21 protein-coding genes and 1 pseudogene are annotated in these 26,203 nt (G+C 72.1%); 16 read left to right on the top strand and 6 right to left on the bottom strand.

Annotated elements, in window-relative coordinates:
- Positions 1–217 precede the first annotated feature (217 nt).
- Both ligD and BLW76_RS20315 read right to left on the bottom strand, forming a co-directional pair.
- Positions 218–2,191, bottom strand: a complete 1,974-nt coding sequence (ligD, locus tag BLW76_RS20310; RefSeq protein WP_091309725.1) for a DNA ligase D — start codon at positions 2,189–2,191, stop codon at positions 218–220.
- A gap of 102 nt (positions 2,192–2,293) precedes the next feature.
- Positions 2,294–2,848: a TetR/AcrR family transcriptional regulator gene (locus BLW76_RS20315; RefSeq protein WP_091309728.1), complete on the bottom strand. Its 555-nt coding sequence runs from the start codon at positions 2,846–2,848 to the stop codon at positions 2,294–2,296.
- A gap of 122 nt (positions 2,849–2,970) precedes the next feature.
- Between BLW76_RS20315 and BLW76_RS20320 the strand changes: the two genes are divergently transcribed.
- Together BLW76_RS20320 and BLW76_RS20325 are read left to right on the top strand one after the other, a co-directional pair.
- The gene (locus tag BLW76_RS20320; protein WP_091309730.1) at positions 2,971–3,675 is read left to right on the top strand and encodes an alpha/beta fold hydrolase; all 705 of its coding nucleotides are present in this window, start codon (positions 2,971–2,973) and stop codon (positions 3,673–3,675) included.
- 34 nt (positions 3,676–3,709) lie between these two features.
- Positions 3,710–4,327 carry a class I SAM-dependent methyltransferase gene (locus tag BLW76_RS20325; protein WP_091309731.1) on the top strand — a complete coding sequence of 206 codons (618 nt, stop codon included), beginning with the start codon at positions 3,710–3,712 and terminating at the stop codon, positions 4,325–4,327.
- Here the strand turns inward: BLW76_RS20325 and BLW76_RS20330 are convergent.
- A complete protein-coding gene (locus tag BLW76_RS20330; RefSeq protein WP_244170233.1) occupies positions 4,320–5,063 on the bottom strand; it encodes an HAD family hydrolase in 744 nt (247 codons plus the stop codon). The genes BLW76_RS20325 and BLW76_RS20330 overlap by 8 nt on opposite strands.
- Positions 5,064–5,218: 155 nt before the next feature.
- On the opposite strand from BLW76_RS20330, the gene BLW76_RS20335 reads away from it, so the two are divergent.
- From BLW76_RS20335 to BLW76_RS20395, 14 genes and pseudogenes are all read left to right on the top strand, one after another.
- Positions 5,219–5,497: a Clp protease/crotonase-like domain-containing protein gene (locus tag BLW76_RS20335; RefSeq protein ID WP_244170234.1), complete on the top strand. Its 279-nt coding sequence runs from the start codon at positions 5,219–5,221 to the stop codon at positions 5,495–5,497.
- A 95-nt stretch (positions 5,498–5,592) separates the two neighbouring features.
- Positions 5,593–5,712: pseudogene (locus BLW76_RS49725) on the top strand (DeoR family transcriptional regulator); the annotation flags it as partial.
- A 199-nt stretch (positions 5,713–5,911) separates the two neighbouring features.
- Positions 5,912–6,667, top strand: a complete 756-nt coding sequence (locus BLW76_RS20340) for a substrate-binding domain-containing protein (protein WP_244170235.1) — start codon at positions 5,912–5,914, stop codon at positions 6,665–6,667.
- Between the two features lie 79 nt (positions 6,668–6,746).
- Complete coding sequence (locus BLW76_RS20345) at positions 6,747–8,054, top strand: ABC transporter substrate-binding protein (protein WP_091309733.1); 1,308 nt, start codon at positions 6,747–6,749, stop codon at positions 8,052–8,054.
- A gap of 13 nt (positions 8,055–8,067) precedes the next feature.
- Entirely contained in the window at positions 8,068–9,018 is a 951-nt protein-coding gene (locus BLW76_RS20350; RefSeq protein WP_091309735.1) for a carbohydrate ABC transporter permease, read from the top strand.
- On the top strand, positions 9,015–9,857 hold the full coding sequence (locus BLW76_RS20355) for a carbohydrate ABC transporter permease (RefSeq protein WP_091309737.1): 843 nt from the start codon (positions 9,015–9,017) through the stop codon (positions 9,855–9,857). Before BLW76_RS20350 ends, BLW76_RS20355 begins: the two co-directional genes overlap by 4 nt.
- On the top strand, positions 9,854–10,858 hold the full coding sequence (locus BLW76_RS20360) for a hydroxyacid dehydrogenase (RefSeq protein ID WP_091309739.1): 1,005 nt from the start codon (positions 9,854–9,856) through the stop codon (positions 10,856–10,858). Before BLW76_RS20355 ends, BLW76_RS20360 begins: the two co-directional genes overlap by 4 nt.
- Positions 10,855–12,690: a DUF2264 domain-containing protein gene (locus BLW76_RS20365; protein ID WP_091309741.1), complete on the top strand. Its 1,836-nt coding sequence runs from the start codon at positions 10,855–10,857 to the stop codon at positions 12,688–12,690. The genes BLW76_RS20360 and BLW76_RS20365 overlap by 4 nt, the downstream gene beginning before the upstream one ends.
- Positions 12,691–12,769: 79 nt before the next feature.
- Positions 12,770–13,804, top strand: coding sequence for a LacI family DNA-binding transcriptional regulator (locus BLW76_RS20370; protein ID WP_244170236.1), 1,035 nt, complete (start codon positions 12,770–12,772; stop codon positions 13,802–13,804).
- Between the two features lie 109 nt (positions 13,805–13,913).
- Positions 13,914–15,182 carry an ABC transporter substrate-binding protein gene (locus BLW76_RS20375; RefSeq protein WP_244170237.1) on the top strand — a complete coding sequence of 423 codons (1,269 nt, stop codon included), beginning with the start codon at positions 13,914–13,916 and terminating at the stop codon, positions 15,180–15,182.
- A 32-nt stretch (positions 15,183–15,214) separates the two neighbouring features.
- Entirely contained in the window at positions 15,215–16,150 is a 936-nt protein-coding gene (locus tag BLW76_RS20380; RefSeq protein WP_091309742.1) for a carbohydrate ABC transporter permease, read from the top strand.
- Positions 16,147–17,052: a carbohydrate ABC transporter permease gene (locus tag BLW76_RS20385; RefSeq protein WP_091309744.1), complete on the top strand. Its 906-nt coding sequence runs from the start codon at positions 16,147–16,149 to the stop codon at positions 17,050–17,052. Before BLW76_RS20380 ends, BLW76_RS20385 begins: the two co-directional genes overlap by 4 nt.
- A gap of 20 nt (positions 17,053–17,072) precedes the next feature.
- Positions 17,073–18,026 carry a glycoside hydrolase family protein gene (locus tag BLW76_RS20390; protein WP_091309747.1) on the top strand — a complete coding sequence of 318 codons (954 nt, stop codon included), beginning with the start codon at positions 17,073–17,075 and terminating at the stop codon, positions 18,024–18,026.
- A gap of 16 nt (positions 18,027–18,042) precedes the next feature.
- On the top strand, positions 18,043–19,989 hold the full coding sequence (locus BLW76_RS20395; RefSeq protein ID WP_091309748.1) for a glycoside hydrolase family 32 protein: 1,947 nt from the start codon (positions 18,043–18,045) through the stop codon (positions 19,987–19,989).
- Between the two features lie 42 nt (positions 19,990–20,031).
- Here BLW76_RS20395 and BLW76_RS20400 read toward each other — a convergent pair whose 3' ends face one another.
- The 3 genes from BLW76_RS20400 to BLW76_RS20410 form a co-directional block, all read right to left on the bottom strand.
- Positions 20,032–21,225, bottom strand: a complete 1,194-nt coding sequence (locus BLW76_RS20400) for an IS110 family RNA-guided transposase (protein WP_091309750.1) — start codon at positions 21,223–21,225, stop codon at positions 20,032–20,034.
- Positions 21,226–21,651: 426 nt separating this feature from the next.
- Positions 21,652–24,645, bottom strand: coding sequence for a non-ribosomal peptide synthetase (locus tag BLW76_RS20405; RefSeq protein ID WP_091309752.1), 2,994 nt, complete (start codon positions 24,643–24,645; stop codon positions 21,652–21,654).
- Between the two features lie 74 nt (positions 24,646–24,719).
- Positions 24,720–25,616, bottom strand: a complete 897-nt coding sequence (locus BLW76_RS20410) for a ParB N-terminal domain-containing protein (RefSeq protein WP_244170238.1) — start codon at positions 25,614–25,616, stop codon at positions 24,720–24,722.
- Positions 25,617–26,203: the final 587 nt, after the last annotated feature.

The raw sequence follows: 26,203 nt of genomic DNA on the forward strand, positions 1-26,203 counted from the left end.
GTCGAACGTACCCGAAGTTCCGCAGATGCGGCCGGATCCGGAGACCAAGCCGGTTCCTGAGGCCGGCCCGCCGGAAACCCAGCCGGAACGCCGGCCGGAACCCAAAGCGGAACGTGAGCCGGAACCCGAGCCGCCGACCGCCCGTGCTTCCTCGCCGCTCCGCTCTCCCGCCGGTCTGCTCGGCAAGGTCAAGCGGCTACTCCGGCGCCGCTGACCGTCACCCCAGTGGTGCGCTGTCCTTCGCCACTCCGGCTAGCAGGTCTCCGTGCTCGTCGATGCGGTCCAGTACGTCGTCCGCCGTGAAGGTCAGGTGCGTGACGTGGCCGCACGCGCGGACTTCGTCCCACGTCACCGGGGTCGAGGCCGTCGGGTGGTCGCGGCCGCGCAACGAATACGGGGCCACCGTTGTCTTCGCCGGGTTGTTCTGGCTCCAGTCGATGAACACGCGGCCCGTTCGGTGGGCCTTCGCCATCACCGCCGTCACCGAATCCGGTGTCTCGGCGGCCAGGCGCTGGGCCACCCGCTTGGCGTACGCCGACGGCGCCGCCGGGTCGTCCGTGCGGATTCCGCAGTAGAGCTGCATTCCCTTCGAGCCCGACGTCTTCGCGTACGGTGTCAGCCCGTCGTCGACCAGGACGTCGTGGAGGCGCTCGGCCACCCGGCAGCAGTCGACGATCGTCGTGCCGGGGCCCGGGTCCAGGTCGAACACCAGGCGGTCCGGGGGCCGCCGGGTGCCCGACTCCACCGTCCATTGTGGAACGTGCAGCTCCAGTGCCGCCATGTTCGCCGCCCACACCAGGCCCGGGAGGTCGTCCAGGAGCGGGTAGTCGATCGTGCCGCCGGTGCCGGCCAGGCGCACCGTGCGCAGCCAGTCCGGGGCGCCGTTCGGGACGTTCTTCTCGAACCACTTCTGGCCCTCGACCCCGTTGGGGTAGCGGATGAACGTCACCGGCCGGCCGGCGAGGTGCGGCAGCAGCACCTCCGCCACGCGCGAGTAGTAGTTGATCACCTCGCCCTTGGTGAACCCGTCCGCCGGGTACAGTACCTTGTCCAAATTGGACAACGTCAGCCGCCGGTTGCCCGCCTGGACCGTGATCCGCTGCGGCTCCGCCAAAGGCGGCGGTGCAGGCGCAGGCGCGGCAGGCTCGTGCGGCACCGCGCGCGGGGCCAGCACCTCCGCCGGGTCCTTGTCGTGACGCAGCCCGCGCCACGCCGTGTGGCGGACGCGCCCGGCACGCGTGAACTGGCGGTAGACGATCTCGCCCACCAGTCGCGGCTCCACCCAGCGGGCGCGGACCGTGTCCTCGCGCGGCGGCGTCGTCACGAACGGGTGGGTGCGCCGCTCGATCGCCTGCAGCTGTTCCTGCAGTTCGGTGCGGCCGGCCTGGCTGAAGCCGGTGCCGACGTCGCCGATGTAGACGAGGCCGCCGGTGGCGGGGTCGTGCGCGCCGAGCAGCAGCCCGCCGAGCGTGCCGGTGAAGCTGCGCTGGCCGGGCCGCCAGCCGCAGACGATCACCTCCTGCGTCCGGACCAGCGGGTGCTTGAGCCACGAGTCCGGCCGCTGCCCGGGGGAGTAGCCCGACGAACGCAGCTTCGCGACGACGCCTTCGTAGCCGGCGGACGCGGCGTGGGCCAGGAAGTCCGCGGGCGTGCGGCGGTCGGCGGCGAGCTCCTCGAACGTGACCGCGCGGACCACCGAAACGCGGTAGGGATCGGGCATCGGCAGCTCGGCCAGCAGGCGGCGGCGCTCGTCGTACGGCGTGGCCAGCAGGCTCCGGTCCCCGAGCTGCAGCAGGTCGAAGGCCAGGAACCGGACCGGGACGTCCCGGAACTCCAGTCCCTTCGGCCCGCTCTGGTGCCGGACGTAGCGGCCGCGGCGTTCCTGCATCCGCTCGAAGTCGATCCGGCCGTCGTCGCCGTAGACGACGATCTCGCCGTCGAGGTAGGCGGCGCGGCCGTCGAGCGCGGGGGTGAGCACGCCGGCGAGGTCGGCGAACTCCGCCGTGAAGTCGATGTTGTTGCGGCTGGTGAGCACCGTCGTGCCGTCCGGGGCGATCCGCATGGCCGCCCGGTAGCCGTCCAGCTTGTACTCGTACGCCCACTCCGGGCCGCTGCGCAGCCGGCCGCCGTCGGCCTTGGCGAGCATCGGCTCGAGCCAGGCCGGGACGCGCGCCGCGTCGGGTGCCGCCATCTCGGACCTCCGTCACCTTCCGTGCCCAAGGTAACCCGTTCGGCCTAGATTTGCCCGGTTTCTGCAGGTGAAAGCGACCGGAACGCCTGTTCGTGCGGTCGTTCAGGGCAGGAAGTCGTCGACCGCCCGGCGCAGCGTGGTGCGCACCTTCCCGGGTTCGTCGAGTTCGCCGCCGTGCAGGGCACCGTCGCGCAGCAGGACGAGCACCCGCGCCGCGTGGTCCGGCTCGGGGTGGCCGAGCGCCGCCGCCTGCTCGCGCAGGACCTCGAAGAACCACTTCCGGTGGTCGTCGATCACCTGGCGCACGCGGTTGTCCGGGTCGGGGTACTCGGCGGCGGCGTTGAGGAACTGGCAGCCGCGGAAGTCGTCGCCGCACGTCGCGTTGCCGACCACGGCCATCGTGTCCGCCAGCGCGTCGCGCGGCGGCTTGCCCGCGCGCGCCTCGGCGACGGCCTCGCGGATCTGACGGCTCGTCTCGGCGAGGTAGGCGGCGACCAGGTCATCCTTCGTGGGGTAGTGCCGGTAGAAGGTCGCCCGGGTCACCGCGGCTTCGGAAACCAGGCGTTCGACGCCGACGGCGTGGATGCCCTCGGCGTAGAAGAGGCGGGCGGCGGTCGCGAGCAGCCGGTCTTTCGGGTGCGGCTCGGCAGTCCTCATCCCCGCAGCTTAGAGAAAGACCGATCGTTCTGCCAGGTCTGCTTCATCACATTGCCACGGCGGCTCCGGCGCGCCACAGTGGCTAACAGAAAGACCGATCGTTCTCCCTGAAGGAGTCAGCCATGAGCAAGCCCACCATCGTCCTGGTCCACGGCGCGTTCGCCGACTCGTCGAGCTGGACCGGCGTCGTCGCGAAGCTGCAGGAGCAGGGCTATCCGGTCCAGGCGGTGGCCAACCCGCTGCGCGGCGTCGAGTCCGACGCGGCCTACGTCGCCGACGTCGTCAACAGCGTCTCCGGCCCGGTGGTCCTGGCCGGGCACTCCTACGGCGGCGCGCTGATCAGCCGCGCGGCCACCGACGCACCGAACGTCCGCGCGCTGGTCTACATCGCCGCGTTCCAGCCGGACACGGGCGAAAGCGTGTTCGAGCTCTCCGGCCGCTACCCGGGCGCCAAGCTCGGCCCGGAGACCACGAACGTCCTGGAGCACGACGGCCGGCCCGAGCTGTCGATCAAGCCGGCGGACTTCGCCGAGGTCTTCGCCGCCGACGTCCCGGCGGTCACCGCCGCGGTCCTGGCGGTGACCCAGCGGCCGGTCGCGCAGCAGGCGCTCGCCGCGCCGTTCGAGGGCACCCCGGCGTGGACCAAGCTCCCCTCGTGGACGCTGATCGCCAACCAGGACAACGCGATCCCGGCCGCCGCGCAGGAGTTCATGGCCGAGCGCGCGTCCTCGACGGTCCGGCGGATCGACGCCTCGCACGCGGTCGCGGTGTCCCAGCCCGAGGTGGTCGCCGAGGTCATCCTGGCCGCGGCGGCGAGCGTCGAGTGAGCCGGAGCCCGGCCGTCCGTGGTTCGCTGGGACCATGACGAAGGCGGAGCGGTGGCGTCGGTACTGGGACCGCAAGTCCACGGCCTACGACGCCGAGATGGGCGTCTGGGACCGCCGGCTCTTCGGCGACTCGCGGGAGTGGGCGTGCGGCCGGGCCGAGGGCGAGGTGCTGGAGGTCGCGGCCGGGACCGGGCTGAACCTCCCGCACTACCCCGCGGACGTGACGCTCACCGGCCTCGACCTCAGCGAGGGGATGCTCGCCATCGCCCGTGACCGGGCCCGGCAGCTCGGCCGCCCGGTGACGCTGCAGCTCGGCGACGCCCACCAGCTGCCTTTCGCCGATGGCTCCTTCGACACCGTGGTCTGCACGTTCGGGCTCTGCGCCATCCCCGACCCGGCCGCCGCCGTCGGGGAGATGGTGCGGGTGCTGCGCCCGGGCGGGCGGCTGGTCCTGGTCGACCACGTCGCGTCGTCGTCGCGGGTGGTGCGGGGCGTGCAGTGGCTGCTCGAACTGGCGAGCGTCCCGCTGGCCGGTGAGCACTTCCGGCGGCGGCCGCTGCGGCTCGTCGAGGCGCTCGGGCTGCCGGTGGAGCGGCGGGAGCGGTTCAAGCTCGGGCTGGTCGAACGGCTGGTCGCCCGCAAGGTCAGCTGATCAGCACGCTCTCGTCGAGCCCGGCCAGCAGCGTGGCGGCGTCGTCGTAGACCGCGACGGCGCCGGCTTCGGTCAGCTCCGCAGCGCTGACGCCGCCGGAGCGCACCGAGACCGTGCGCACGCCGGCCTTGGTGGCGGCGTGGACGTCCCAGACCGCGTCGCCGACGAAGATCGTCTCCGCCGGTTCGGTGCCGGCCTTCTCGAGCGCGGCGAACACCGGCTCCGGATCGGGTTTCGTCGCTTCGACGTCGTCGCCGGAGACGATGCCGGTGACCACGTCGTCGACGTCGAGGACCTTGCGCAGCGCGTCGAGCTCGTCCGGTCCCGCCGACGTCGCCAGCACCACGCGCACCCCGCGCCCGGCCAGCTCGCGGACGAGGTCGGGGGCGCGGTCGAACGGCCGCAGCAGGTCGGCCGTCTCCAGGTAGAAGCGGCTGTGCAGGTCCTTCGCCCGGTCGCCGATGCGGTCGGCGTCCTCGTCGCCCAGCAGGGTGCGCAGCAGCTTGCCGGACCCCTTGCCGATCGCGCGGTGCACGCGCCAGGAGTCGACCGGCCGGTCGAGCGCGTGGAACGCCCGGTGCCAGGCGTGGACGTGGAGGTAGTTGGAGTCGACGAGCGTGCCGTCGACGTCGAACAGGACCGCGGTGGCGATGGCCGGCTCCTCGCGTCGGTGTGCTGGGGGACGATCCGGATACCCCGGCCCGGCGGCGGGTACACATGACCGGCCCGGGAGCACCGGGAACCCTCAGTGGCGGCCGAACCGGTCGAGCCACTGCTCGATGACGGCGGCCGCGATGGTGGCGTCCTGGCGCAGGATCCGGACCAGCTCGAGGCCGCGCAGCAGGGCCGGCAGGGATTCGAACTCGACGCGCGCGACGGCACTCTGCCGCCATGGTCACCGACGCCGCGAGATCGCGGCCGCGGTGGCGGCGGCCAACGCCGGGGTACGACCTCAAGCTGTACGCCGAGCAGGGGCAGGACGTGCAGCCGGAGGTGTGGGACCCGATCCGGGACTTCCGGATGATGAAGGAGAACACCGACAACTTCTTCAGCCTGTGGCGTTCGGGTTGTCCGGCGACGGCGATGTGGGTGCACCGGCTGGGTGCGGAGCGGGCCAAGCGGATGCTGCTGACCGGCGACACCATCACCGGCACGCAGGCCAAGGAGTGACATCGCCGCCCGCTGACAACAGCTCGACCGGCGCCGCGGCTGATCGTTATGCTCGGAGAACCGATCGAACGAACAGCCGACGGACGAAGGTCGAGATGCGGGAGCCGGGAGACGACCGGCGGCGGCGGATCCTCGCCGTCGTGGAGGCGCGGGGCCAGGCGCGCGTCACCGAGCTCGCCGCGGAGCTGGCCGTCTCCGTCATCACCGTGCGCCGGGACGTCGAAGAGCTGGCCAGGGCCGGCCGGCTGCGGCGGGGCCACGGGGTCGTCCGCTCGCTCGTCCCGCGGCGGCCGGAACCGGTGGCCACGCCGCCCGACGGCGGGCCGGTCGTGCTCGTCGTGCCCGAACGCCACGCCTACCTCACCGAGGTCCTGCACGGCGCCCGCGCCGCGCTGGAGGCGGCACGTCCGGGTCGTGCTGCACCCGGCGCCGCAGGTGCCCGGCGCCGAACGGACGATCGTCGAGCGGCTGCTCGCCGACGACGCCCGGGGCGTGCTCATCGCGCCGCGCTGGCGCACCGTCGGCACCGAGGACGCCGACGACGGCTGGCTGGCCGCCGCCGACGTGCCCGTCGTCCTGATGGAACGGCGGCCGCGGCCCGGAAGTGCCCTGCACGCCAGGGATTCCGTCTGCACCGACCACTGGTACGGCGTCCACCTCGCCGTGACGCACCTGCTCGCCCTCGGGCACCGGCGGATCGTGCTGGCCGCGCGCGACGACAGCCCGACCGCGCGGGCGCTGCGCGCGGCGTTCGGCGACATCTGCGCCGGACGGCCGGACATCGAGGACTGGACCGTGGTGCTCAGCGCGCCGGGCGCCGGCCAGCAGCCCGTGGCCGACCTCGAGCCGCTCGCCGGCGTGCTGCGCGCGCACGCCGCGACCGGCGTGATCATGCACGGTGACGTCGACGCGCTCATGCTCGTCCAGCAGCTCGCGGACGCGGGGATCACCGTGCCCGGCGACTGTTCGGTGGTGGCCTACGACGACGTCGTCGCGGCGCTGGGCAGCACGCCGCTGACCGCGATCGCGCCCCCGAAGGCCGAGGTGGGCAGGCTGGCCGCGGAACTGGTGCTGGAGCGGCTGAACGGCCCCGCCGGCCGGCCGTCGCGGCGGATCACGGTGCTGCCGGAACTGAAGGTGCGCGGCTCCTCCCGGCCCCTGATCGATTGACCGAGTTGACCGGGCCTATTGACCGGAATTCGTTCAGGCGCCCAAACTGCGGGGAGCCCGCGACCCGCAGGAGGCATCGATGCCTGTCCGCCCCAGCCGCCGGACCGTGCTCGCCGCGGGCCTCGCCTGGCCCCTCACCGCCGCCTGTTCGGGCCCCGGCGCAGAAGCCCCGCGCGGTGCCACCCGGATCACGTTCTGGTCCGCGCTGCGGGGCAGCCAGCAGGTCGTCGACGCGTTCAACCGCACGCAGAACCGGATCCACGTCGTGTTCCAGCAGATCCCGTCCGGCGACCAGGGCGGGTACGCGAAGCTGAGCAACGCGGTCCGCGCGGGCAACGCCCCGGACGTCGCCACCATCGAATACCCGCAGGTGCCCGGGTTCGCCATCGACGGCGTCGCGCGGGACATCACCGACCTCGTCTCCGATCGCCTGCGCGCCAAGCTCCTCCCGCAGGCACTGCGCCTGACGACGTTCGCCGGGCGGGTGTTCACCGTGCCGCTCGACGTCGAGCCGATGGTGCTGCACTACCGCACGGATCTGTTCACCCAGCACGGATCCGGGCCGCCGCGGACGTGGGAGGAGTTCACCGCGGTGGCCCGCAAGGTCCGCGACGACCGCCGCCGCCTGGTCGCCTTCGCGACCGACGGCGCCACCCAGTTCGCTGCGGTCTCGTGGCAGGCGGGCGCGCAGTGGTTCGACACCGACGGCGGCGCCTGGAACGTTTCCCTCGCCGACGCCGCCACCCGCCGCGTGGCCGGGTACTGGCAGGACCTGATCGACGACGGCCTGGTGTTCGCGAACGGCGTCCAGGGCAGGCAGGGCGACGCGCAGATCGGGCAGGGACTCGTGCTCGCCCGGCTCAGCGGCGCCTGGGACGCCGGCGCGCAGATGAAGGCCCGGCCCGCCCAGAAGGGCAAGTGGGCGATCGCGCCGCTGCCGCAGTGGGATCCCGCGCACCCGGCGGTCGGGACGCACGGCGGTTCGACGTTCGCCGTCACCCGCGACAGCGCCCACCCGGAAGCCGCGATGGAGTTCATCGAATGGCAGGTGTCGCACCCCGACGCGTTGCGGGCGCGGCTGTCCAGCGGCACCAGCAGCCAGTACCCGGCCGCGCCCGACCTGGTCGAGGTCGGGCGGAAGGCGTTCGACCGCCGCTACTACGGCGGCCAGGACATCTACCGGCTGTTCGAGACCGAGGCCGCGAAGATCCGCGACGGCTGGACGTGGGGCCCGCGGATGAGCGCGACCCACCGGGTGCTGCAGGACGGCTTCGCCCGGGCGAGCGCCGGCGAGGGCAGCCTCCTGGACGCCGTCCGCGACGCCCAGCGCGCCACCATGCCGGACCTGATCGCCCTGGGGCTGGCGACGACCGAGCACAGCAGCTAGGGGAGAGAGGCCGATGACGACGACACTCGCGCGTCCGGAAAGCGCTTCCACAAGGCCGGCACCCCGTGTCCGGCGGAGACATCGGCAGGGCACCGCCGCCGCCGTGCTGATGGCCCCGTTCTTCGCGCTGCTGGTGGTGGTTTTCCTCGTGCCGGCCGGGACGGCGCTGTGGCTGAGTTTCTTCGGCGCCGACGAACCGGGCCTGGGGTTCGGTCCGGAGCACACGATCTTCGCCGGGTTCCGCAGCTACGCCGCCGTCCTCGCCGATCCGACGTTCCGCAATGGGCTCGGGGTCGTCGCGCTGTACTGCCTGCTGTACCTGCCGCTGCTGGTCGTCTGCTCCCTCGGCCTGGCGCTGCTGCTCGACTCGGGGCTCGCGCGGCTGCGCGGCTCGGCGCGGCTCGCGCTGTTCCTGCCGCACGCGGTGCCCGGCATCATCGCCGCGCTCATCTGGCTCTACCTCTACATCCCCGGCCTGTCCCCGGTGGTCGACCTGTTCGGCAAGGCCGGGATCACGGTGGACTTCCTCGGCGTCCACACCGTGATCCCGTCGATGGTGAACATCGCGCTGTGGAGCAACCTCGGCTACAACGTCGTCGTGTTCTACGCCGCCCTGCAGGCCGTGCCGCGCGAAGTGATCGAAGCGGCGGTGGTCGACGGCGCCGGCGGCGTCCGGACCGCGCTGTCGATCAAGACACCGCTGATCCGCGCGTCGATCGTGATGGTCGTGCTGTTCACGCTGATCTGGTCGCTGCAGCTGTTCACCGAGCCGATGCTGCTGTCGCAGGCCACGCCGATGATCACCGCGCGGTTCTCGCCGAGCATGTACATCTACGACGCCGCGTTCACCCGCAACAACTACGGGCTCGCCGCGGCCGCGTCGGTGATCCTGCTCGCGTGCACGGTCGCGCTGTCCTACGGCGTCACGCGCTGGACCACCCGCACCCGGGAGGACGTCCGGTGAACCCGCCCAAGATCCTCGGCCGCGCGGCCGTCAACACAGTCGTGGCGATCTCCGTGCTGTACACGCTGGTCCCGGCGCTGTGGCTGGTGCTCGCCGCGATGAAGGACTCCGACGCCCTGTTCGGCAGCGACCTCCTGTCCCTGCACGGGTTCTCGCCGCTGAAGAATTTCCAAGACCTGTTCGCCATGGACAAGGGCATCTACGGCCGCTGGTACCTCAACAGCCTGTTCTACGCCGTCGGCGGGGCCGCGGTCAGCGCGCTGGTGAGCATCGCCTGCGGCTACGCCTTCGACAAGTACGCCTTCCGGCACAAGGAAAAGCTGTTCGGGCTGGTGCTTGCCGCCGTGATGGTGCCGCAGACGGTGCTCGCGCTTCCGCTGTACCTGCTGGCGTCGGGAACCGGCGTCGTCGACACCGTGTGGGCGGTGTTCGTCCCGGTGCTGTTCAACCCGTTCGGCGTCTACCTGGGCCGGGTGTTCAGCCAGGGTTACGTGCCCGGCGAGGTCCTGGAGGCGGCGCGGATCGACGGGGCGGGGGAGCTGGCGACCTACTTCCGGGTCTCGCTGCGGATGCTCGGCCCCGGCGTCGTCACCGTGTTCCTGTTTCAGCTCACGGCCATCTGGAACAACTTCTTCCTGCCCATGGTCATGCTGTCGACCCAGAAGCTGTACCCGGTCAGCCTCGGCCTCTACAGCTGGAACAGCGCGGCCACGACGTCGCCCGAGTACTACCCGGTGGTGATCACGGGCGCGCTGCTGGCCGTCCTGCCGCTGGTGCTGGCGTTCGCGCTGCTGCAACGGTTCTGGCGCTCGGGGCTGACGGCGGGGGCGGTCAAGTGAGCCGTCCGGTCGCCGCGCTCGCGATGGCTCCCCGTGCCGCGGCGGCGGTGCTCGACGACGGCGCGATGACGGCGCTGCGCGGGCTCTGCGACCTCGCCGACGGCGTGCTCGACGACTTCACGAGTCCCGCCGCCCGCGCCGTCCTGCCGGACGTCGAACTGCTGGTCACCGGCTGGGGCTGCCCGCCGCTGGACGCCGCCGTGCTCGCCGGCGCGCCGCGGCTGCGGGCGGTCGTGCACACCGCCGGCTCGGTCCGCGGGCACGTCACCGAAGCGTGCTGGGACCGCGGGATCGCCGTCACGTCCGCCGCGGCGGCGAACGCTGTGCCGGTGGCCGAGTACACCGTGGCGATGATCCTGTTGTCCGGCAAGCGGGTGCTGGAACGCGCCCGTGACCACCGGGCGGCCCGCCGCGCCGGCGACAGCCTGGGCGTGTCGCCGCACCTGGGCAACTACGGCCGGACCGTCGGCATCCTGTCGGCGTCGATGATCGGACGGCGGGTTCTCGGCCTGCTGCGCCCGCACGACTTCCGCCTCCTCGTGCACGACCCCCACCTGACCGCGGCGGAGGCGGCGCAGCTGGGCGCGGAACCGGTGAGCCTGGCCGAGCTGTTCGCCCGCGGCGACGTCGTCAGCGTGCACACGCCGTTGCTGCCCGAGACCCGGGGGCTGGTCGGACGGGAGCTGATCGCCTCGATGCGTCCGGACGCCGTGCTGATCAACACCGCGCGCGGGGCGGTGCTCGACCAGGACGCGCTGGCGGAGGCGACCGGGGCCGGCCGGATCCGGGCGATCCTCGACGTCACCGACCCGGAGGTGCTTCCGCCGGGGCATCCCCTGTGGACGGACGGCAACGTGCTGATCACCCCGCACCTGGCCGGCTCGCAGGGCAACGAGCTGCGGCGGCTGGCGGAACTGGCCGTCGCGGAGGTCACCCGCTGGGCGGGCGGGCAGGCGTTCGCCCACCCCGTCCGCCGGGAGCGCCTGGGGATGATCGCGTGAAGCTGCCCGGAGACGACCACGCCCTCAGCCCGCACACCGGGTACACCCGCGACCACTGGATCGCCGTGGCGGACGGCCTGCTGGCGGCGGCGTGGCGGTGGGCGACGCCGGGTGGCGCCCGGCTCGACCTGCCGGGCCCGCCGTCGGGCAGCGGCGTCCGCTCGGACGGCCTGGAAGGCTTCGCCCGGACGTTCCTCGCCGCCGCGTTCCGGGTCGCCGGCGAAGCGGGCAAGGACCCGCACGGGTGGCTCGAGCGGTACGCCGGGGGCCTCGACGCGGGCACGCGCACCCCGGGGCGGGACGACGCGGAGTCGTGGCCGCTGATCGGCGACCACCCCGTCGCCGGCCAGCCGATGGTCGAATCCGCGTCGGTCGCGCTCGGCCTGCGGCTGACCCGGCCGTGGCTGTGGGACCACCTCGCGCCCGCGGTGCAGGACCGGGTCGAGGCGTGGCTGCGCGGCGCGCTGCGGCACGTCCCGGCGCCGAACAACTGGTACCTGTTCCCCTTCACCGTCGCCGGGTTCCTCGCCTCGGTGGGGCGCGCCGACGCCGAGACGGCGCAAGCCCGCGACCGGGCGCTGGAGCTCCTGGACGGCTGGTACCGCGGCGACGGGTGGTACGGCGACGGCGACGGCCGCGCCTTCGACCACTACAACGGCTGGGCGCTGCACCTGTACCCGGTCCTGGACGCCCACCTCGCGGGCGGCCCGGCGCCCTTCGGCCCGCGGCTGCGGGAGCACCTGGCAAGCTTCGGGCTGTGGTTCGGCGGCGACGGCGCACCGCTCCACTTCGGACGGTCGCTGACCTACCGCTTCGCGGCCGCCTCGGCGGTCGGCCTCGGCGCGGTCACCGGCGACACCCCGCTGCGGCCGGGCGTGTCACGCCGGCTGCTCAGCGGGGCCCTGCGCTACTTCCTCGACCGCGGCGCCGTCGACGAACACGGGCTGCTGAGCCTCGGCTGGCACGGGCCGCACGCGCCGACGGTGCAGCACTACTCCGGACCGGGCTCGCCCTACTGGGCGTCGAAGGCGTTCGTGTGCCTGCTCGCGCCCCCGGAACATCCACTGTGGACGTCCACGGAGGAGCCCGCGCCGAGCGAAACCGCCGACACGGTGCTCGCCCTGCCGGCCCCGGGCCTGCTGCTGCAGGCGACCCGCGACGACGGCGTCGTCCGGCTGCACAACCACGGCAGCGACGGCGTCCGGCCGCACGAAGCCGAGGCGGCGGCCGGGGACCACCCGCACTACGGCCGGTTCGCCTACTCCACCCGGACCGGGCCGACCGCGCGCGACAACCCGGCCGACAACCACTTCGCGGTCGTCGTCTCCGGTGCCCGCAGTGTCCGGCGCCGGATCCACCCGCTCGGCGCGGGCCAGGCCGACGGCTGGGGCTGGGCGGCGTCCTGGCACCGCCCGGTGTTCGGGTCCGGCCCGGCGACGGTGCCCGGGCTGCGCGTCGAGAGCGTGACCGTGGTGCGCGGGCGGGACGAGTTGCGGGTGCACCGCGTGCTGGGCGCCCCGCCCGGCGCGAGCGTCGAAGAGACGGGCTGGGCGACCGCGCCCGGCGAGTCCGTGCTCCGGCCCCTCGCCGGCTGGACGGGCCGGGCCGAGGTACGCGCGCCGCACGGCACGGCGTTCGTGCCGTGGGTGTCGCTCTCGCGGCTGACCGGGGACGTCGACGGCACCGCGGTCTTCGTCGCGCTGGCCGCGCTGGGCGGCGAGGCGGGCGACTCGGTCGCGTCGGTCGTCGAAGAGGGGGTCGACGTCGGCTGGCCGGACGGGTTCGCGGTGCGGATCCGGTTCGGGCCGCTGCGGGTGGACGGCGGGCCTTGACGGGCGCGCAGTCCGGCTGCATACTCCCGTAACCTCCCGTTAATCGATTAACGGAAGCCAGGGAAAGGAGGGCGCCGCGATGGTCCGGGTCCGGATGTCCGACGTGGCTGCCCGTGCGGGGGTTTCCACGGCGACCGTGTCGATGGTGCTCAGCGGGCGGGACGAGGCACGCGTGTCGCCGGAGACGCAGCGGCGGGTGCGGGAGGCCGCCGCCGCGGTCGGGTACAAGCCGAACTCGGTGGCGCGGAGCCTGCGGACGCAGCGGACGCGCATGGTCGGCCTGATCTCGGACACGATCGCCAGCACGCCGTTCGCCGGGCGGATGCTGGCCGGGGCCAACGACGTCGCCCGGGAGCAGGGGCACCTGGTCGTCCTCGTCGACACCGAACAGGACCCCGCGGCCGAGCGCCAGGCGCTGAACGCGCTGAGCGGCCAGCAGGTCGACGCCATGATCTACGCCAGCATGCACCACCGCGTCGTCGAGGTGCCGGACGGCCTGCCCGAGGACGCCGTCCTGCTCGACTGCGCCCCGGCGCGCGGGGGCCGGGCCGCGGTCGTCCCGGACGAGCGGGCCGGCGGGGTGGCCGCGGTGCGGGAGCTGGTGGCCGCCGGGCACCGCCGGATCGCCTTCCTGGACGCCGAAGAACGGTTCGGGCTCGTCGCCTCGCCGCTGCGGTACGACGGGTACCGGCAGGTGCTGGCGGAGGCCGGGATCGAGCCGGATCCCGCGCTGCACGCCCGTGCCGAACCGGTGGCAGGCGGGGGCCGGGCGGCCGCCGGGCGGCTGCTGGACCTGCCGGCGGAAACCCGCCCCACCGCGATGTTCTGCTTCAACGACCGCATGGCGATGGGCGCCTACGCGGCCGCGCACCACCGGGGCCTCTCGGTGCCCGGCGAGCTGTCCGTGGTCGGCTACGACGACCAGCAGCTGGTCGCGGCCGAACTCGATCCGCCGTTGACCACGATCGCGCTCCCGCACTACGAAATGGGCCGCTGGGCGATGGAGGTCGCGCTCGGCCTGCGGCAGGCCGACCCGGCGGAACCGCACCGCATGCCGTGCCCGGTCATCCGCCGGGCTTCGGTGGGCCCGCCGCCTGCCTCGCCCGAGGACTGACCGGCGGCGGACCGCACTTCGCACTGCATCCCACATGGCAGTTGGCGCTGCCATCCGGCACGGAGGCGACGGTGAGGTCGCGCTCCGCTACAGAGAAAGAGATTCCACGGTGAAACGCAAATCCCTCTCCGTCATGGTAGCGGTCCTGCTCGCGCTCGGCGGCTGCGCCCGCGCGAGCCAGGAGTCGTCCGGCGCGCCCGGTGAGATCACCATGTGGACGCACTCGGCGGGCAACCCCGGCGAGCTGGCGGTCTACCAGCGGATCATCGCCGACTTCAACGCTTCCCAGACCCAGTACAAGATCGTCGAACAGAACTTCCCGCAGGGCTCGTACAACGACGCGGTCACCGCGGCGGCCGCGTCGCGGAAGCTGCCCTGCCTGCTGGACATGGACGGCCCGGTGATGCCGAACTGGGCCTGGGCCGGCTACCTGCAGCCGCTGGGCCTGCCGGACGACCTGATCAAGACGCTGCTGCCCACGACCGTCGGCCGCTACAAGGACACCGTCTACTCGGCGGGCTACTGGGACGCCGCGCTGTCGATCTTCGCGCGGAAGTCGGTGCTGGACAAGAACCAGATCCGGATCCCGGCGATCGAAAAGCCGTGGACGCTGGACGAGTTCGACGCGGCCGTCGCCAAGCTGAAGGCGAACGGCTACGCCACGCCGCTGGACCTGGGCGCCGCCGACAAGGGGGAGTGGTGGTCGTACGCGTACTCGCCGATGCTGCAGAGCAGCGGCGGTGATCTGATCGACCGCGCCACCATGAAGTCCGCAGAAGGCGTGCTGAACGGCCCCGACGCGGTCAAGTTCTTCACCTGGTTCCAGCAGGCGTTCAAGAAAGGCTGGGCCGACAACGCGGGCCCGGTCGGCAACCAGCGGTTCATCGACAACAAGGTCGCCCTCAGCTACACCGGCGTGTGGAACGCCAAGGACGCACTCGAAAGCGTCGGCGACGACCTGCTGATCCTGCCGCCGGTCGACTTCGGCAAGGGCCCGAAGATCGGCGGCGGCTCCTGGCAGTGGGGCATCTCCGCCGGCTGCCCGAACGCCGACGGCGCCCGCGCGTACCTGAAGTTCAGCTTCCAGGACAAGTACCTCACGGCCTTCGCCGACAGCCAGGTCGTCATCCCGAGCACCACGGCCGCCGCGGCGGCGTCGAAGTACTTCGGCGACACCGCTCCGCTGCACCCGTTCGCCGTGCTGTCGCAGAAGTTCGCGCTCGCCCGCCCGGCCACCCCCGGCTACCCGGTGATCTCCTCCACGTTCGAGAAGGCGGCCAAGGACATCATGAGCGGCGCCGACGTGAAGCCGGCGCTGGACACCGCCGTGCGCGCGATCGACACCGACATCAAGTCCCAGAACGGCTACGGCTTCTAGTGGGCCGGCCTGCCGCACTGAAAGAGTCGTTCATGTCGTCCGATGTAGCGAAAGAGTCGTTCACTGCACCGGCCCGGCCGAAAGTCCACCACGAACGGCGGTCCGCGCGCCGGGCCGGCTGGGCCATGGCCGCGCCCGCGGTGCTGTTGCTGCTGGCGTTCCTGATCGTCCCGGTGGTCCTCGGGTTCGTCCTGTCGTTCACCAACGCCCGGCTCGTCTCGCCCGAGCCGACCACCTTCACCGGCCTCGACAACTTCGTCCGGGCCTTCACCGCCGATCCGGCGTTCCTCCGTTCGCTGGTCAACACCTTCTGCTTCGCCGCGGTCGTCGTGCCGGTGCAGGCCGGGTTCGGGCTGCTCCTGGCCGTGCTGGTGAACCGGAAGATCCGGGGCGCGGTGGCGTTCCGGGTCATCTTCTTCATCCCGGTCGTGACCTCGATCGTCGTGGTCTCGATCCTGTGGAAGTTCATGTACCAGCCGGACGGGCTGATCAACTCGTTCATCGACTCGATCACCTTCGGCGCCTGGCAGGGCACCGCGTGGCTGAACGACCCGAGCACGGCGCTGACGGCGATCATCGTGCTGTCGATCTGGCAGGCGGTCGGCTTCCACATGCTGATCTGGCTGTCCGGCCTGCAGACCATCCCGCCGGAGCTGTACGAGGCGGCGCGGATCGACGGCGCGGGCACCTGGCAGCAGTTCCGGAACGTGACGTGGCCGTGCCTGCGCCCGACCCGGGTGTTCGTGCTGATCACGATCACCATCGCCGCGCTCGGGCTGTTCGTCCAGATCGACGTGATGACACAGGGCGGCCCGGTGGACTCGACGTCGACGCTGGTCTACCACGCGGTCCGGATGGGCTACCACCAGCAGCAGATCGGCTACGGCTCGGCCCTGTCGCTGGTGTTCTTCGTGCTGGTGCTGATCGTCGCGCTGGTCCAGCGCTTCCTGACCCGGGAAAAGTCATGACACTCCACAAAGGACACAGTGACGAACGCGTGTTGCGCCGGCGCCGCCGGGTCTGGACCTACCTCGTCCTCGTCGGGCTCGCCGTCTTCTTCCTGTTTCCGCTGGTGTTCATGTTCGTCTCCAGCCTGAAACCCGACGGCCAGATCCTGTCCGACGTCGGCGGCTGGCGGGCGTTCCTGCCGGTCGGGAACATCGGTTTCGACAACTACGCCGCCGTGTTCGACCGGGTGCCGGTCGGGCGGTTCCTGCTCAACTCGGTCCTCGTCACGGTGGTGATCGTCGGTGCCGGGCTGGTGGTGAACTCGATGGCCGGGTTCGCGATCTCCCGGCTGCGCTGGACCGGCCGCGGCGTCGTGCTCAGCGTCATCATCGCCACGTTGATCGTGCCGTTCGAGACGATCGCGGTGCCGATGGTCTACTGGGTCTCGCGGCTGCCGACCCTGCTGTTCCAGAACGGACAGCTGGTGTACGACTTCGGGTGGCTCGACACCTACCAGGTGCAGATCATCCCGTTCATCGCCAACGGGTTCTCGATCTTCCTGTTCACCCAGTACTTCTCGACCATCCCCACCGCGCTCGACGAGGCGGCCCGGATCGACGGCGCCGGCTGGTTCACCATCTACCGCAGGATCGCCGTGCCGCTGTCCGGCCCGGCGTTCGCCACCGTCGCGATCCTGACGTTCCTGCCGGCCTGGAACCAGTACCTCTGGCCCAGCATGGTCGTCCAGGACGAGCAGCTGCGGCCGGTGATGGTCGGCATGCAGTACTTCTTCCAGGACACCACCGCCTGGGGCGAAGTCATGGCCTACACGTCGATGATCACCCTCCCGGTGCTCGTGGTCTTCCTCGCCTTCCAGCGCGCGTTCGTCAGCAGTGTCGCGGCCAGCGGCGTCAAGGAATGACGGCTCTTCGAAAGGAACGCATGTTTTCGCTGCCCGACTCCTGGGTCTGGGACTTCTGGTTCGCCGACGACGGCGACCGCTACCACCTGTTCTTCCTCTACGCCTCACGCGCCCTGCACGACCCCGAAGCCCGGCACTACCGCGCGTCGATCGGCCACGCCGTCTCGGCCGATCTCGGGCACTGGACCCGGATCGAGGACGCGCTGGTCCGCGCGGACACCCCGGCGTTCGACGACCTCGCGACCTGGACCGGCTCGGTCGTGCGGCACCCGGACGGGACGTGGTTCCTCTTCTACACCGGCGCGACGCGCGCGCCGGGCGGCAAGAACGTCCAGCGGATCGGCTACGCCACCTCGCCGGATCTCGTGACGTGGCAGCGGGCTCCGGACAACCCCGTCCTGGCCGCCGACCCCCGCTGGTACGAGACCCTGGACGACGGCTGGCACGACGAGGCGTTCCGTGACCCGTGGGTGTTCGCCGATCCCGGCGGCGACGGCTGGCACATGCTGATCACCGCGCGTGCCGCGACCGGCGAGGCGTTCGAACGCGGCGTCGTCGGCCACGCCGTTTCCGCGGACCTGCGGCACTGGGACCTGCGCCCGCCGCTGACCGCACCCGGCCCGCGCGGGTTCGGGCAGCTGGAGGTCCTGCAGGTCGAGGTGGTGGACGGCCGCCCGGTCCTGCTGTTCTCCTGCCTGGCCGAGCACGCCTCGGCGGATCGTCAAGCCACCGGCACGACCGGCGGAATCTGGGCCGCGCCCGCCGGCGGCCCGCTCGGGCCGTTCGACATCGCGGCCGCCGAACCCGTCACCGACGACCGCCTTTACAGCGGCCGGCTGGTCCGCCGCCGGTCCGACGGCCGCTGGGTGCTGCTCGCCTTCCACCACCGCGGCGAACACGGCTTCGTCGGCGCCATCGGCGATCCCCTGCCGGTGGCGTGGGACGGCAAACGTCTCGCCATTCTCGAATCCTGAATTCCCGGAGGTCCCCATGCGCTCAACGACGAGCCGCCTTCGCCTGCTCTCCGCCGTCGCCCTCGTGGCGGCGACGGCGGTGGCGGGCCCGACCGACGCACCCCCGGCCGCCGCGGCGGCCACGTACCGCGCGCAGTACCACTTCACGGTGCCCGACCACTGGAAGAACGACCCCCAGCGGCCGGTGTACGTCAACGGCAAGTTCTATTACTACTACCTCTACAACGTCGACTACCCGACCACGGTCGGCACGGCCTGGCGGCTGGCGACGACCACCGACAACGTCGCCTTCGCCGACCAGGGGATCGCGGCGCCGAAGAACACCAACGCGAACGCCGACCTGTGGTCCGGGTCCGCGGTCGTGGACACCGCGAACACGGCCGGGTTCGGCGCCGGCGCGGTGGTCCAGCTGGTCACGCAGCAGGACCACCCGGTCAACGGCTCCGGGCCGCAGGCGCAGTTCCTGTGGTACTCGATCGACGGCGGCCGGACGTTCCGGCCGTACGGCGACACCCCGGTGATCCCGAACGGCGGCCGCCGCGACTTCCGGGACCCCAAGGTGATCCGGGATTCCGCACGCGGCCGGTGGGTCGCGGCGATCACCGAAGGCGACCGGATCGGGTTCTTCACCTCACCGGACCTCAAGACGTGGACGCGGCAGTCGGACTTCGCCGGCGGAATGGGCATCCTCGAGTGCCCGGACCTCTTCCCGATCCGCGCCGACGACGGCACCACGCACTGGGTGCTCGGCGTGAGCGCCGGCGGGACACCGGGCACCTACGCGTACTGGACCGGAACCTTCGACGGCGCCGCGTTCACCGCCGACGCCGCACCACAGTGGCTCGACCACGGCTTCGACTGGTACGCCGGAGTCACCTGGGAGGACCCGGCCGCACCGGCGGACCGGCGGTTCGGCCTGGCCTGGATGAACAACTGGGCCTACGCGGACACCACCCCGACCCGGGCCGCGGACGGCTTCAACGGCACCGACTCGATCGTCCGCCAGATCACCCTGAAGCACTACCCGGACGGCTACGCCCTGGCCTCGCAGCCGACCCCGGCGCTGGCTTCCCACGCCAGTTCGGTGACCGATCTCGGCACCATCCAGGTGAACGGCGGCCTGGTGCCGCTGGCCTACCACGGCACGGCCTACCAGCTCGACACCGACGTCAGCTGGACCCAGCTGGACAACATCGGCCTGCAGCTGCGGGTGTCGGCCGACGGGACCCGGCACGCGGACACCGGGATCTACCACGACTACAGCTACCTCAACCGGCGCCAGACCGGTTCGCCCGACACCACCGGCGCGCGCGGGGAGAGCCACGCGCCGTGGGACCCGGCGAAGAAGACCGCCCACCTGCGGATCCTGGTCGACCGGACCACGATCGAGGTGTTCGTCGACGACGGCCGGTACGTGCACTCCAGCGAGGTGTTCGCCGACCCCGCCGACACCGGCATCAACCTCTACACCACCGGCGGCAGCGCCACGTATGCGAACACGACGATCACCGAGTTCCCGGACCTGTCCCAGCGCCCGGCGCACGTCGTCTCCGGGTTCGAAGGCACGTCCTACGACCCCGGCTGGACCACGACCGGCAGCTTCACCGGCACCGGCCCGTCGTTCGAGTACCTGCCCGGCATGGTCGGCAACGCGGTACTGGACACCTTCGCCGGCGGCGGCGACCCGGCCACCGGCACGATCACCTCACCGCCGTTCACGCTCGACCGCAACCACCTGCACTTCCTGCTGGCCGGTGGGAACCACCCCGGCCGGACGTCGATCAACCTGCTGGTGAACGGGCAGGTCGTGCGCACGGCGACCGGCGACGACACGGGCGTGCTCAAGCCGGTGGACTGGGACGTCAGCGGGCTGCAGGGACAAAGCGCCCAGGTCCAGGTGGTCGACCAGGAGACCGGGGCGTGGGGGCACCTGATGGTCGATCAGGTGCTGCTGAGCGACTGAGCCGAGCCGGCCGGCCGGGGGGGGGGTGTCCCTATGTGGTTGTCAAGCCGCGGCGGGAGCGGGTTGGCGGTAGTGGGTGCCGTTGCGGAGCATGGCGTAGAGGACGTCGCAGCGGCGGCGGGCCAGGCAGATCAGCGCAGCGTTGTGTTTCTTGCCCTCGGTGCGTTTTCGGTCGTAGTAGGCCCGGCTGGTCGGGTCCGACAGGGCCGCGAAAGCGGCGAGGAAGAACGCGCGTTTGAGCTGGCGGTTGCCGGTCCGGGCTGGATGTTCACCCTTGATCGATGTGCCGGAGCTGCGGGTGACTGGCGCGATCCCGGCGTAGGCGGCCAGATGCGCCGAGGATGCAAAGTTGGAGGCGTCACCGACCTCGAGGAGGATGCGGGCTGCGGTCCTGACTCCGATGCCGGGCATCGAGGTCAGGACCCCGGCAAGAGGGTGCGCATCAAGTATCCCCTCCACCTGCTCCGCCACCTGTTTCCGCTGCAGGAGAACCGCTTTCAAGCTGTCGGCCAACCGCGGCAAGACCGTGTCGGCCGCGGCGGTGCCCGGGACGGTGACGGTCTGCTCGGCCAGCGCGGCCATGATCGCCTCGACCAGCCGCTCACCCATCCGAGGCGCGTGGACCTTCGCGATCGCGGTCAGTTGGCGGCGGCCGGCCTTGGCGATCCCGGCCGGGCCGCCGCAACGGGACAGGATCTCCAGCACCGCGGGGTGGCTGACCTTGGGGCCGATGGCGTGTTCGAGGGCGGGGTGGATGCCGGTGAGCAGGCCGCGGATGCGGTTGCTGATCCGGGTGGCCTCGCCGGCCAGGTCATCGTCGAACCCGACCAGCACCTCCAACTCGGCCAGGGCTTCGTCACCGACGTCGACGGGCCGGAGGGTGTGGGGCAGGGAGCGGGCGGCGTCGGCGATGACGAACGCGTCCCGGGCGTCGGTCTTGGCCCGACCCGGGTAGAGATCGGCGATGCGGCGCATCGCCAGCCCGGGCAGATAAGCCACCTGGTGCCCGGCGGCGCGGGCGACCGCGACCGGCAACGCCCCGATCGTGGCCGGTTGGTCCACCACGACCAGCAGCGGCCCATGCTGAGCGAGCTTGTCGAACAGGGCCTTCAGTTTCGGTTCGGTGTTGGGCAGCGGCCCGTCATGCAGACGGTTGCCCTCGGGGTCCAGGCCGACCGCGTGATGGGTGTCCTTGCCGACGTCCAGGCCGAGAAACACGCTGAAGCTGCCGCTCATCCACTATGCCGTTTCGTTCGCCGCGACGTGGTCACCGATCAGGCATCGATGGCCGGCACCCACGTTACGACGAGACCTACCAAGCTGGTGGCCGTGTCCCTATCAGCGGTCCCTCGATGCCACCAGACCCGGTGACACCACCCCCCGGATCATGGGTTCGACTGGGGGCGCAAGTCATGCCGGGCCTGGCGACCACAGCTCCTTGATCAGGAACCACGAAAAAGGTAACGGGGGGGGGAGAGAGAGAGAGAGAGAGAGAGAGACAGCCCGTCCTCCCCCGGCCGGCGTTGCCGGGCGCAGCCGGGTGCGGCCGCGGCTCAGAACGTCATGAACGACTCTTTCATGACGTCAGACGTCCTGAAAGAGTCGTTCATGACACCGGCGACCGCCTCAACGCCCCCTGGTCTCGCCGCGGGGGAGGGGAGATCAAGCCGTTGTCATCGCCGCTTCCCGGGCCGTCTCCGCCACGCTCTTCAGGGTCGGCTCGTGCACCAGCCTGCCCAGCTGGGCGTTGAACGCCTCGCTGCCGGACTCGCCCACCACCGTGCGGGTCACCGCCGCCACCATGGCGAGGAACAGCAGGGAATTGCCGCCCAGCTCGTGGAAGTCCGCGTCCGCCGCGATGTGGTCGGGGCTGACGTCGAGCAGTTCCGCCCAGATCGCCGCCACCTGCTCGGTCACCGCGTCGCGGTTCTCCTGGGCGACCGGTCCGCTGCCGGCCGGGAACGGCTCCGGCAGGGCGCGGACGTCGACCTTGCCGTTCACCGTCTGCGGGATGTCCGTGACGAACACCGTGGCCGCCGGGATCAGGTACTTCGGCAGCAGGCCCGCCAGGTGCCGGTGCAGTTCCTCGGTGGTCACCTCGTGCCGCGCCACCACGTACGCGCACAAGGCTTTCTGCTCGCCCGTGCCGCGGGGCACCACCACCGCGCGGGCCACCGCCGGGTGGCCTTCGAGCGTGCGGACGATCTCCGCGGGCTCGATCCGGTGGCCGAGCACCTTGACCTGGTCGTCGGTGCGGGCGAGGAACTCCAGCTCGCCGGTCGGCAGCAGCCGCGCGAGGTCGCCGCTGCGGTAGACGCGGGTGCCGTCGGCCAGCCGGACGAACTTCTGCCGGGTGATGTCCGGGCGGCCGAGGTAGCCGCGGGCCAGCTGCGCGCCGCCGATGCAGACCTCGCCGGTCGTGCCCGCGGGGGCGAACCGGCCGTGGGCGTCGAGCAGGAACACCGTGCTGTTGTCCGTCGGCACCCCGATCGGGACGGAGCCGCGGGTGTCGGTGGCGGCGTCGAACGGGTGCAGGGTCATCACGATCGTCGTCTCGGTCGGACCGTAGGAGTTGACGATCGCGCAGTCCGGGCCGAACACCTCCTGCGCCTCCCGCGCCACCGACGTCGTCAGCAGCTCGCCCATGGTGACGACCTTCCGGAACCCGGTGGGCCGCAGGCCGAGGTGGTTGATCAGGGCGAGGTGCGACGGCGTCAGCGACAGCATGGTGGCGCCCGAGGAGGTGAGCAGCTCGTGCAGCAGCCCGGGGGTGATCTCGCCCGGCCGGACGACGATCGCGCCGCCCGCCATCAGCGGCGGGAGCAGGGTGTTCACCGAGACGTCGAAGGCGATCGAGGCGAGCAGGGGCAGCCGCGTCCGGTGGTCGAGCTCGAACTCGCGCACGGCCCAGGCGACGTAGTGGCGCAGGCAGCCGTGGGTGATCTCGACGCCCTTGGGCTTGCCGGTGGAGCCGGAGGTGTAGATGACGTAGGCCAGCCGGTCGTCGGGGATGGCGGGCTCCGGCACCGCCGGTTCGGCCGCGAAGTCCAGGTCCTCGATGACGAGCTTGACGCAGTCCGGCGGCAGGCAGTCCCGCTCGCGGCTCGGGCGCTCGACCAGGCAGATCGGGGCGCCGGAGTCGGCGAGCAGGCCGGCGATCCGGGCGTCCGGGTTGACCGGGTCCAGCGGCAGGTACGCCGCGCCGGCCCGGAGCACGCCCCAGATCGCCACCACCGCCGCGACCGAACGGTCGCTCAGCAGCCCGACGAGGGTTTCCGGGCCGGCCCCGAGCTCACGCAGGGTCGCGGCGACGACCCCGCTGCGGTGCGCCAGCTCGGCGTAGGTCAGCTTTTCGCCGGGGGCGTCCAGGGCGAGGGCGTCCGGTGTTTCCGCGGCCTGGTGCAGGAACCGGCGCACGATGTCGTCCGATGTGGACGGTTCGACGGCCGTCTCGTTCGCCGCCCGGTACCGGTCCGCGGCGGGGGAGAGCTCCTCGGCGATCCGGTCGAGCAGCGCCTCGATCCGCCCGGCCGTCCGGGCGCCCGCCCACCAGGCCAGCGTGATCTCGGTCCGGCCGCCGACCTCGACGACGTTCAGCTCGGGGGCGCCGCCGGGGCAGGGCCGGGCCAGCGGGTAGAGGCTGTGCGCGGTGAACCCGGGCGTGTGCAGCAGGTCGAGCTCGACCCGGCCGACGTGCGCGAGGACGGCGTCGGAGGGGTAGGCGTCGCGCTCCCGCGAGCGCCGGTCGATGGTGGTCATCGCCTCGGCGACCTGGCTCAGCGGCATGTCCAGCAGGCCGGTGGGCGGGGCCTTGCGCACCGCGGCGCCGTCGGCGAGCTCGCGCAGCAGCCGCTCGTGCACGCTGCCGGCGTCCTCGCCGGCCTCGACCTGCAGGTAGAACCCCGAGGAGAAGTTCGCCGTGCTGCGCACCCCCGGCCGTCGGTGGCGCAGGTCGACCGGGATGTAGAAGAGCGACGGCGCGTCTTCGCGGGTCAGCAGCGTGGCCAGCTTCGCCACCAGTGCCGGGTGGCTGCCCTGGATGCTGCGCCGTCCGGCGACGAACCGGGTGTGGTCGGTCGGCTCGCAGCCGTCGAGCACCGGTGCCTGCGTGTAGCCGGGCGTGACCAGCTCCTCGGCCTCGGGCAGGTCCGCGAAGACGTCCCGGTCGCTGACCGGGTCCGGCGCGCCCAGCGGGAGCTCGCCGCGCAGCACCCGGAACACGTCGAGCGCCCAGGTGAGCGCGCCCTTGGCGTCCATCACGGCGTGGTCGGCCCGGAACGCCACCGAGATCGGGTCGCCCTCGACGAGGACGACTTCGCACCGCGGCTCGCCGGTGATCGGCGCCTGCAGTTCGGGCAGGGCGAGGACGCCGGCGGCACCGAGCCCCCGGCCGTCCACCACGCGGACCCGGGGGGTGACGCCGCTGTCGGCCCAGGTCCGGCCGTCGGGGACGAGCCTGCTGCCCGGGCAGGCCGCGGACGCGACGGCGACGGCCTCCCGCAGCTCCCCGGCGCCGAGGGTGCCGGTGCCTTCGACGACGATCTGCAGCGTCGCGGCGAGTTCGGCCGGGTGGCCGAGGAAGAACCACTCGCTGGGGGCGATCGGACGGCGGAAGCCGGTGGCCGGGGCGGGTTCGGTCAGGGTGTGCTGGGACATCGTCGGCCTGCTCCTCGAGGAGGGGACGGGTGGGGGAGGCGAGACCGGGCCTCGCCGGCGGGGACCGCTGGGCGTCAGCCGAGCTGCTGGGCGAAGGCCAGCCACATTTCGGCGTAGTGCCGGGCGAGTCCGTGGACCACCTCGACGCAGTGCGGCGGCACGCAGGTGGCCAGCTTGGACAGATCCGACTGCTCGCGGGCGTTGCGGTGCAACAGCCGCAGCAGCTGCCGTCCGTCCTCTTTGGTCCGCAGCGACGGGTCGCGGAGCAGGTTGCCGACCAGCTTGCCGAGGTCGGGCGGGGCCGGTTCGGTCTCCGGCACGGGCTCCGGCTCCGGTGTCCGGCAGGGTGCGGGCGCCGCGGCCGGAACCGGGTCGCCCGCCACGGGGATGCCGGAGGCGAGGCGCTTGCGCACGTCGCTGACCGTCGCCGGGGAGACCCCCGCGAGGCGGCCGATCTCGCGCAGTGACGCGCCGGGGTTTTCGGCGATCAGCCGGGCGGCGCGGTGCCGGCCCGCGGCCTTGTCCAGCGGGTGGATCTTGCCGTCTCGGCCGATCCGGGCGGTGGGCTGCGCGGTCGACGGCCCGAGCGTGCGGCGGACGATCGCCACGGTCTTGGCGCTCAGCCCGGAGATGTCGGCGATCGCCCGGTCGGACATGTGCGGGTGGGACGTGACGATGCGCGCCGCGGCCCGGCGCCGGTCCTCCTGGGACAGCGGCAGGCCGTGGGTGACGTTCGCCTGGACCGCCTGGAGGAACGCCTCCTCCGCGGGCCCGTCGAAGTACTCGGCTTCGATCGTCGTCAGGCCGGCCGCGGCCGCGGCCAGCAGCCGGTGCGTGCCGTCGATGACCCGCAGGGTCCGGCGGTCGACGAGGATCGGCGGGAGCGGGCCCTCGATGGCCGTCAACCGGGCGACGTGCTCGGCGTCGGCGCCGCTGCCGCGCGGGGAATCGGCGGGCCGGAGCGCACTCAACGGGAGGCGGACGGTGGCGCCGCGCCGTCGGTTGCCGGGATATTCGGGTGCCGTTCGGAGAGTTGTCACTTCGCCCGGTTCGAGAGTCCAGGCACCTTGCGCTGTCACGTTGCTCATCTCCCCAGATGTAGAGCGGTGGTGAAACCGGTGCGGGGGTAATCCGGGACAGGAAACCCGCGCGCGGCTGAACGAAAAATTAACGGGACACGGCGAGCGGGCGGCCCGCGGTCGCTCGCGGCTCGCGCCCGACGGCGGCCGGCGCGGCCGATGTGTTGCCGGACAACGGCATCAGCACCCGGGCCGGACTGCCGCACGGGTGCAGATGCCGTCCGGACCGGACGGTGGCCACGGGAAGGGTTTTCTGCCGGATGGTCGCCGAACGCACTTCTCTGCAGCAGTCGTTCATGAAGATCCCCAGTGTTTGCTGTCGGCATCCGCAAAATTGTTAGCGCTGCTTACAGCATCCCCAGTTCACTCGATCGTGTCAAGACTTGGCCAGGTAAAACGATGGGTTGTTACTCACTAAACGGTATGTCCGTTTCAAAATTCTTGTCAAGCCGGAGCGCCGCTCTCGGACTGCCGGTGAA

The organism is Amycolatopsis tolypomycina, from assembly GCF_900105945.1.
GTDB classification, from domain to species: domain Bacteria; phylum Actinomycetota; class Actinomycetes; order Mycobacteriales; family Pseudonocardiaceae; genus Amycolatopsis; species Amycolatopsis tolypomycina.

Excerpts from the sequence above, each read along its gene's own strand:
- ligD (WP_091309725.1), bottom strand. The coding sequence starts at position 2,191 with ATGGCGGCACCCGACGCGGCGCGCGTCCCGGCCTGGCTCGAGCCGATG.
- BLW76_RS20315 (WP_091309728.1), bottom strand. The coding sequence starts at position 2,848 with ATGAGGACTGCCGAGCCGCACCCGAAAGACCGGCTGCTCGCGACCGCC.
- BLW76_RS20320 (WP_091309730.1), top strand. The coding sequence starts at position 2,971 with ATGAGCAAGCCCACCATCGTCCTGGTCCACGGCGCGTTCGCCGACTCG.
- BLW76_RS20325 (WP_091309731.1), top strand. The coding sequence starts at position 3,710 with ATGACGAAGGCGGAGCGGTGGCGTCGGTACTGGGACCGCAAGTCCACG.
- BLW76_RS20335 (WP_244170234.1), top strand. The coding sequence starts at position 5,219 with ATGGTCACCGACGCCGCGAGATCGCGGCCGCGGTGGCGGCGGCCAACG.
- BLW76_RS20345 (WP_091309733.1), top strand. The coding sequence starts at position 6,747 with ATGCCTGTCCGCCCCAGCCGCCGGACCGTGCTCGCCGCGGGCCTCGCC.
- BLW76_RS20350 (WP_091309735.1), top strand. The coding sequence starts at position 8,068 with ATGACGACGACACTCGCGCGTCCGGAAAGCGCTTCCACAAGGCCGGCA.
- BLW76_RS20370 (WP_244170236.1), top strand. The coding sequence starts at position 12,770 with ATGGTCCGGGTCCGGATGTCCGACGTGGCTGCCCGTGCGGGGGTTTCC.
- BLW76_RS20380 (WP_091309742.1), top strand. The coding sequence starts at position 15,215 with ATGTCGTCCGATGTAGCGAAAGAGTCGTTCACTGCACCGGCCCGGCCG.
- BLW76_RS20385 (WP_091309744.1), top strand. The coding sequence starts at position 16,147 with ATGACACTCCACAAAGGACACAGTGACGAACGCGTGTTGCGCCGGCGC.
- BLW76_RS20390 (WP_091309747.1), top strand. The coding sequence starts at position 17,073 with ATGTTTTCGCTGCCCGACTCCTGGGTCTGGGACTTCTGGTTCGCCGAC.
- BLW76_RS20395 (WP_091309748.1), top strand. The coding sequence starts at position 18,043 with ATGCGCTCAACGACGAGCCGCCTTCGCCTGCTCTCCGCCGTCGCCCTC.
- BLW76_RS20400 (WP_091309750.1), bottom strand. The coding sequence starts at position 21,225 with ATGAGCGGCAGCTTCAGCGTGTTTCTCGGCCTGGACGTCGGCAAGGAC.
- BLW76_RS20405 (WP_091309752.1), bottom strand. The coding sequence starts at position 24,645 with ATGTCCCAGCACACCCTGACCGAACCCGCCCCGGCCACCGGCTTCCGC.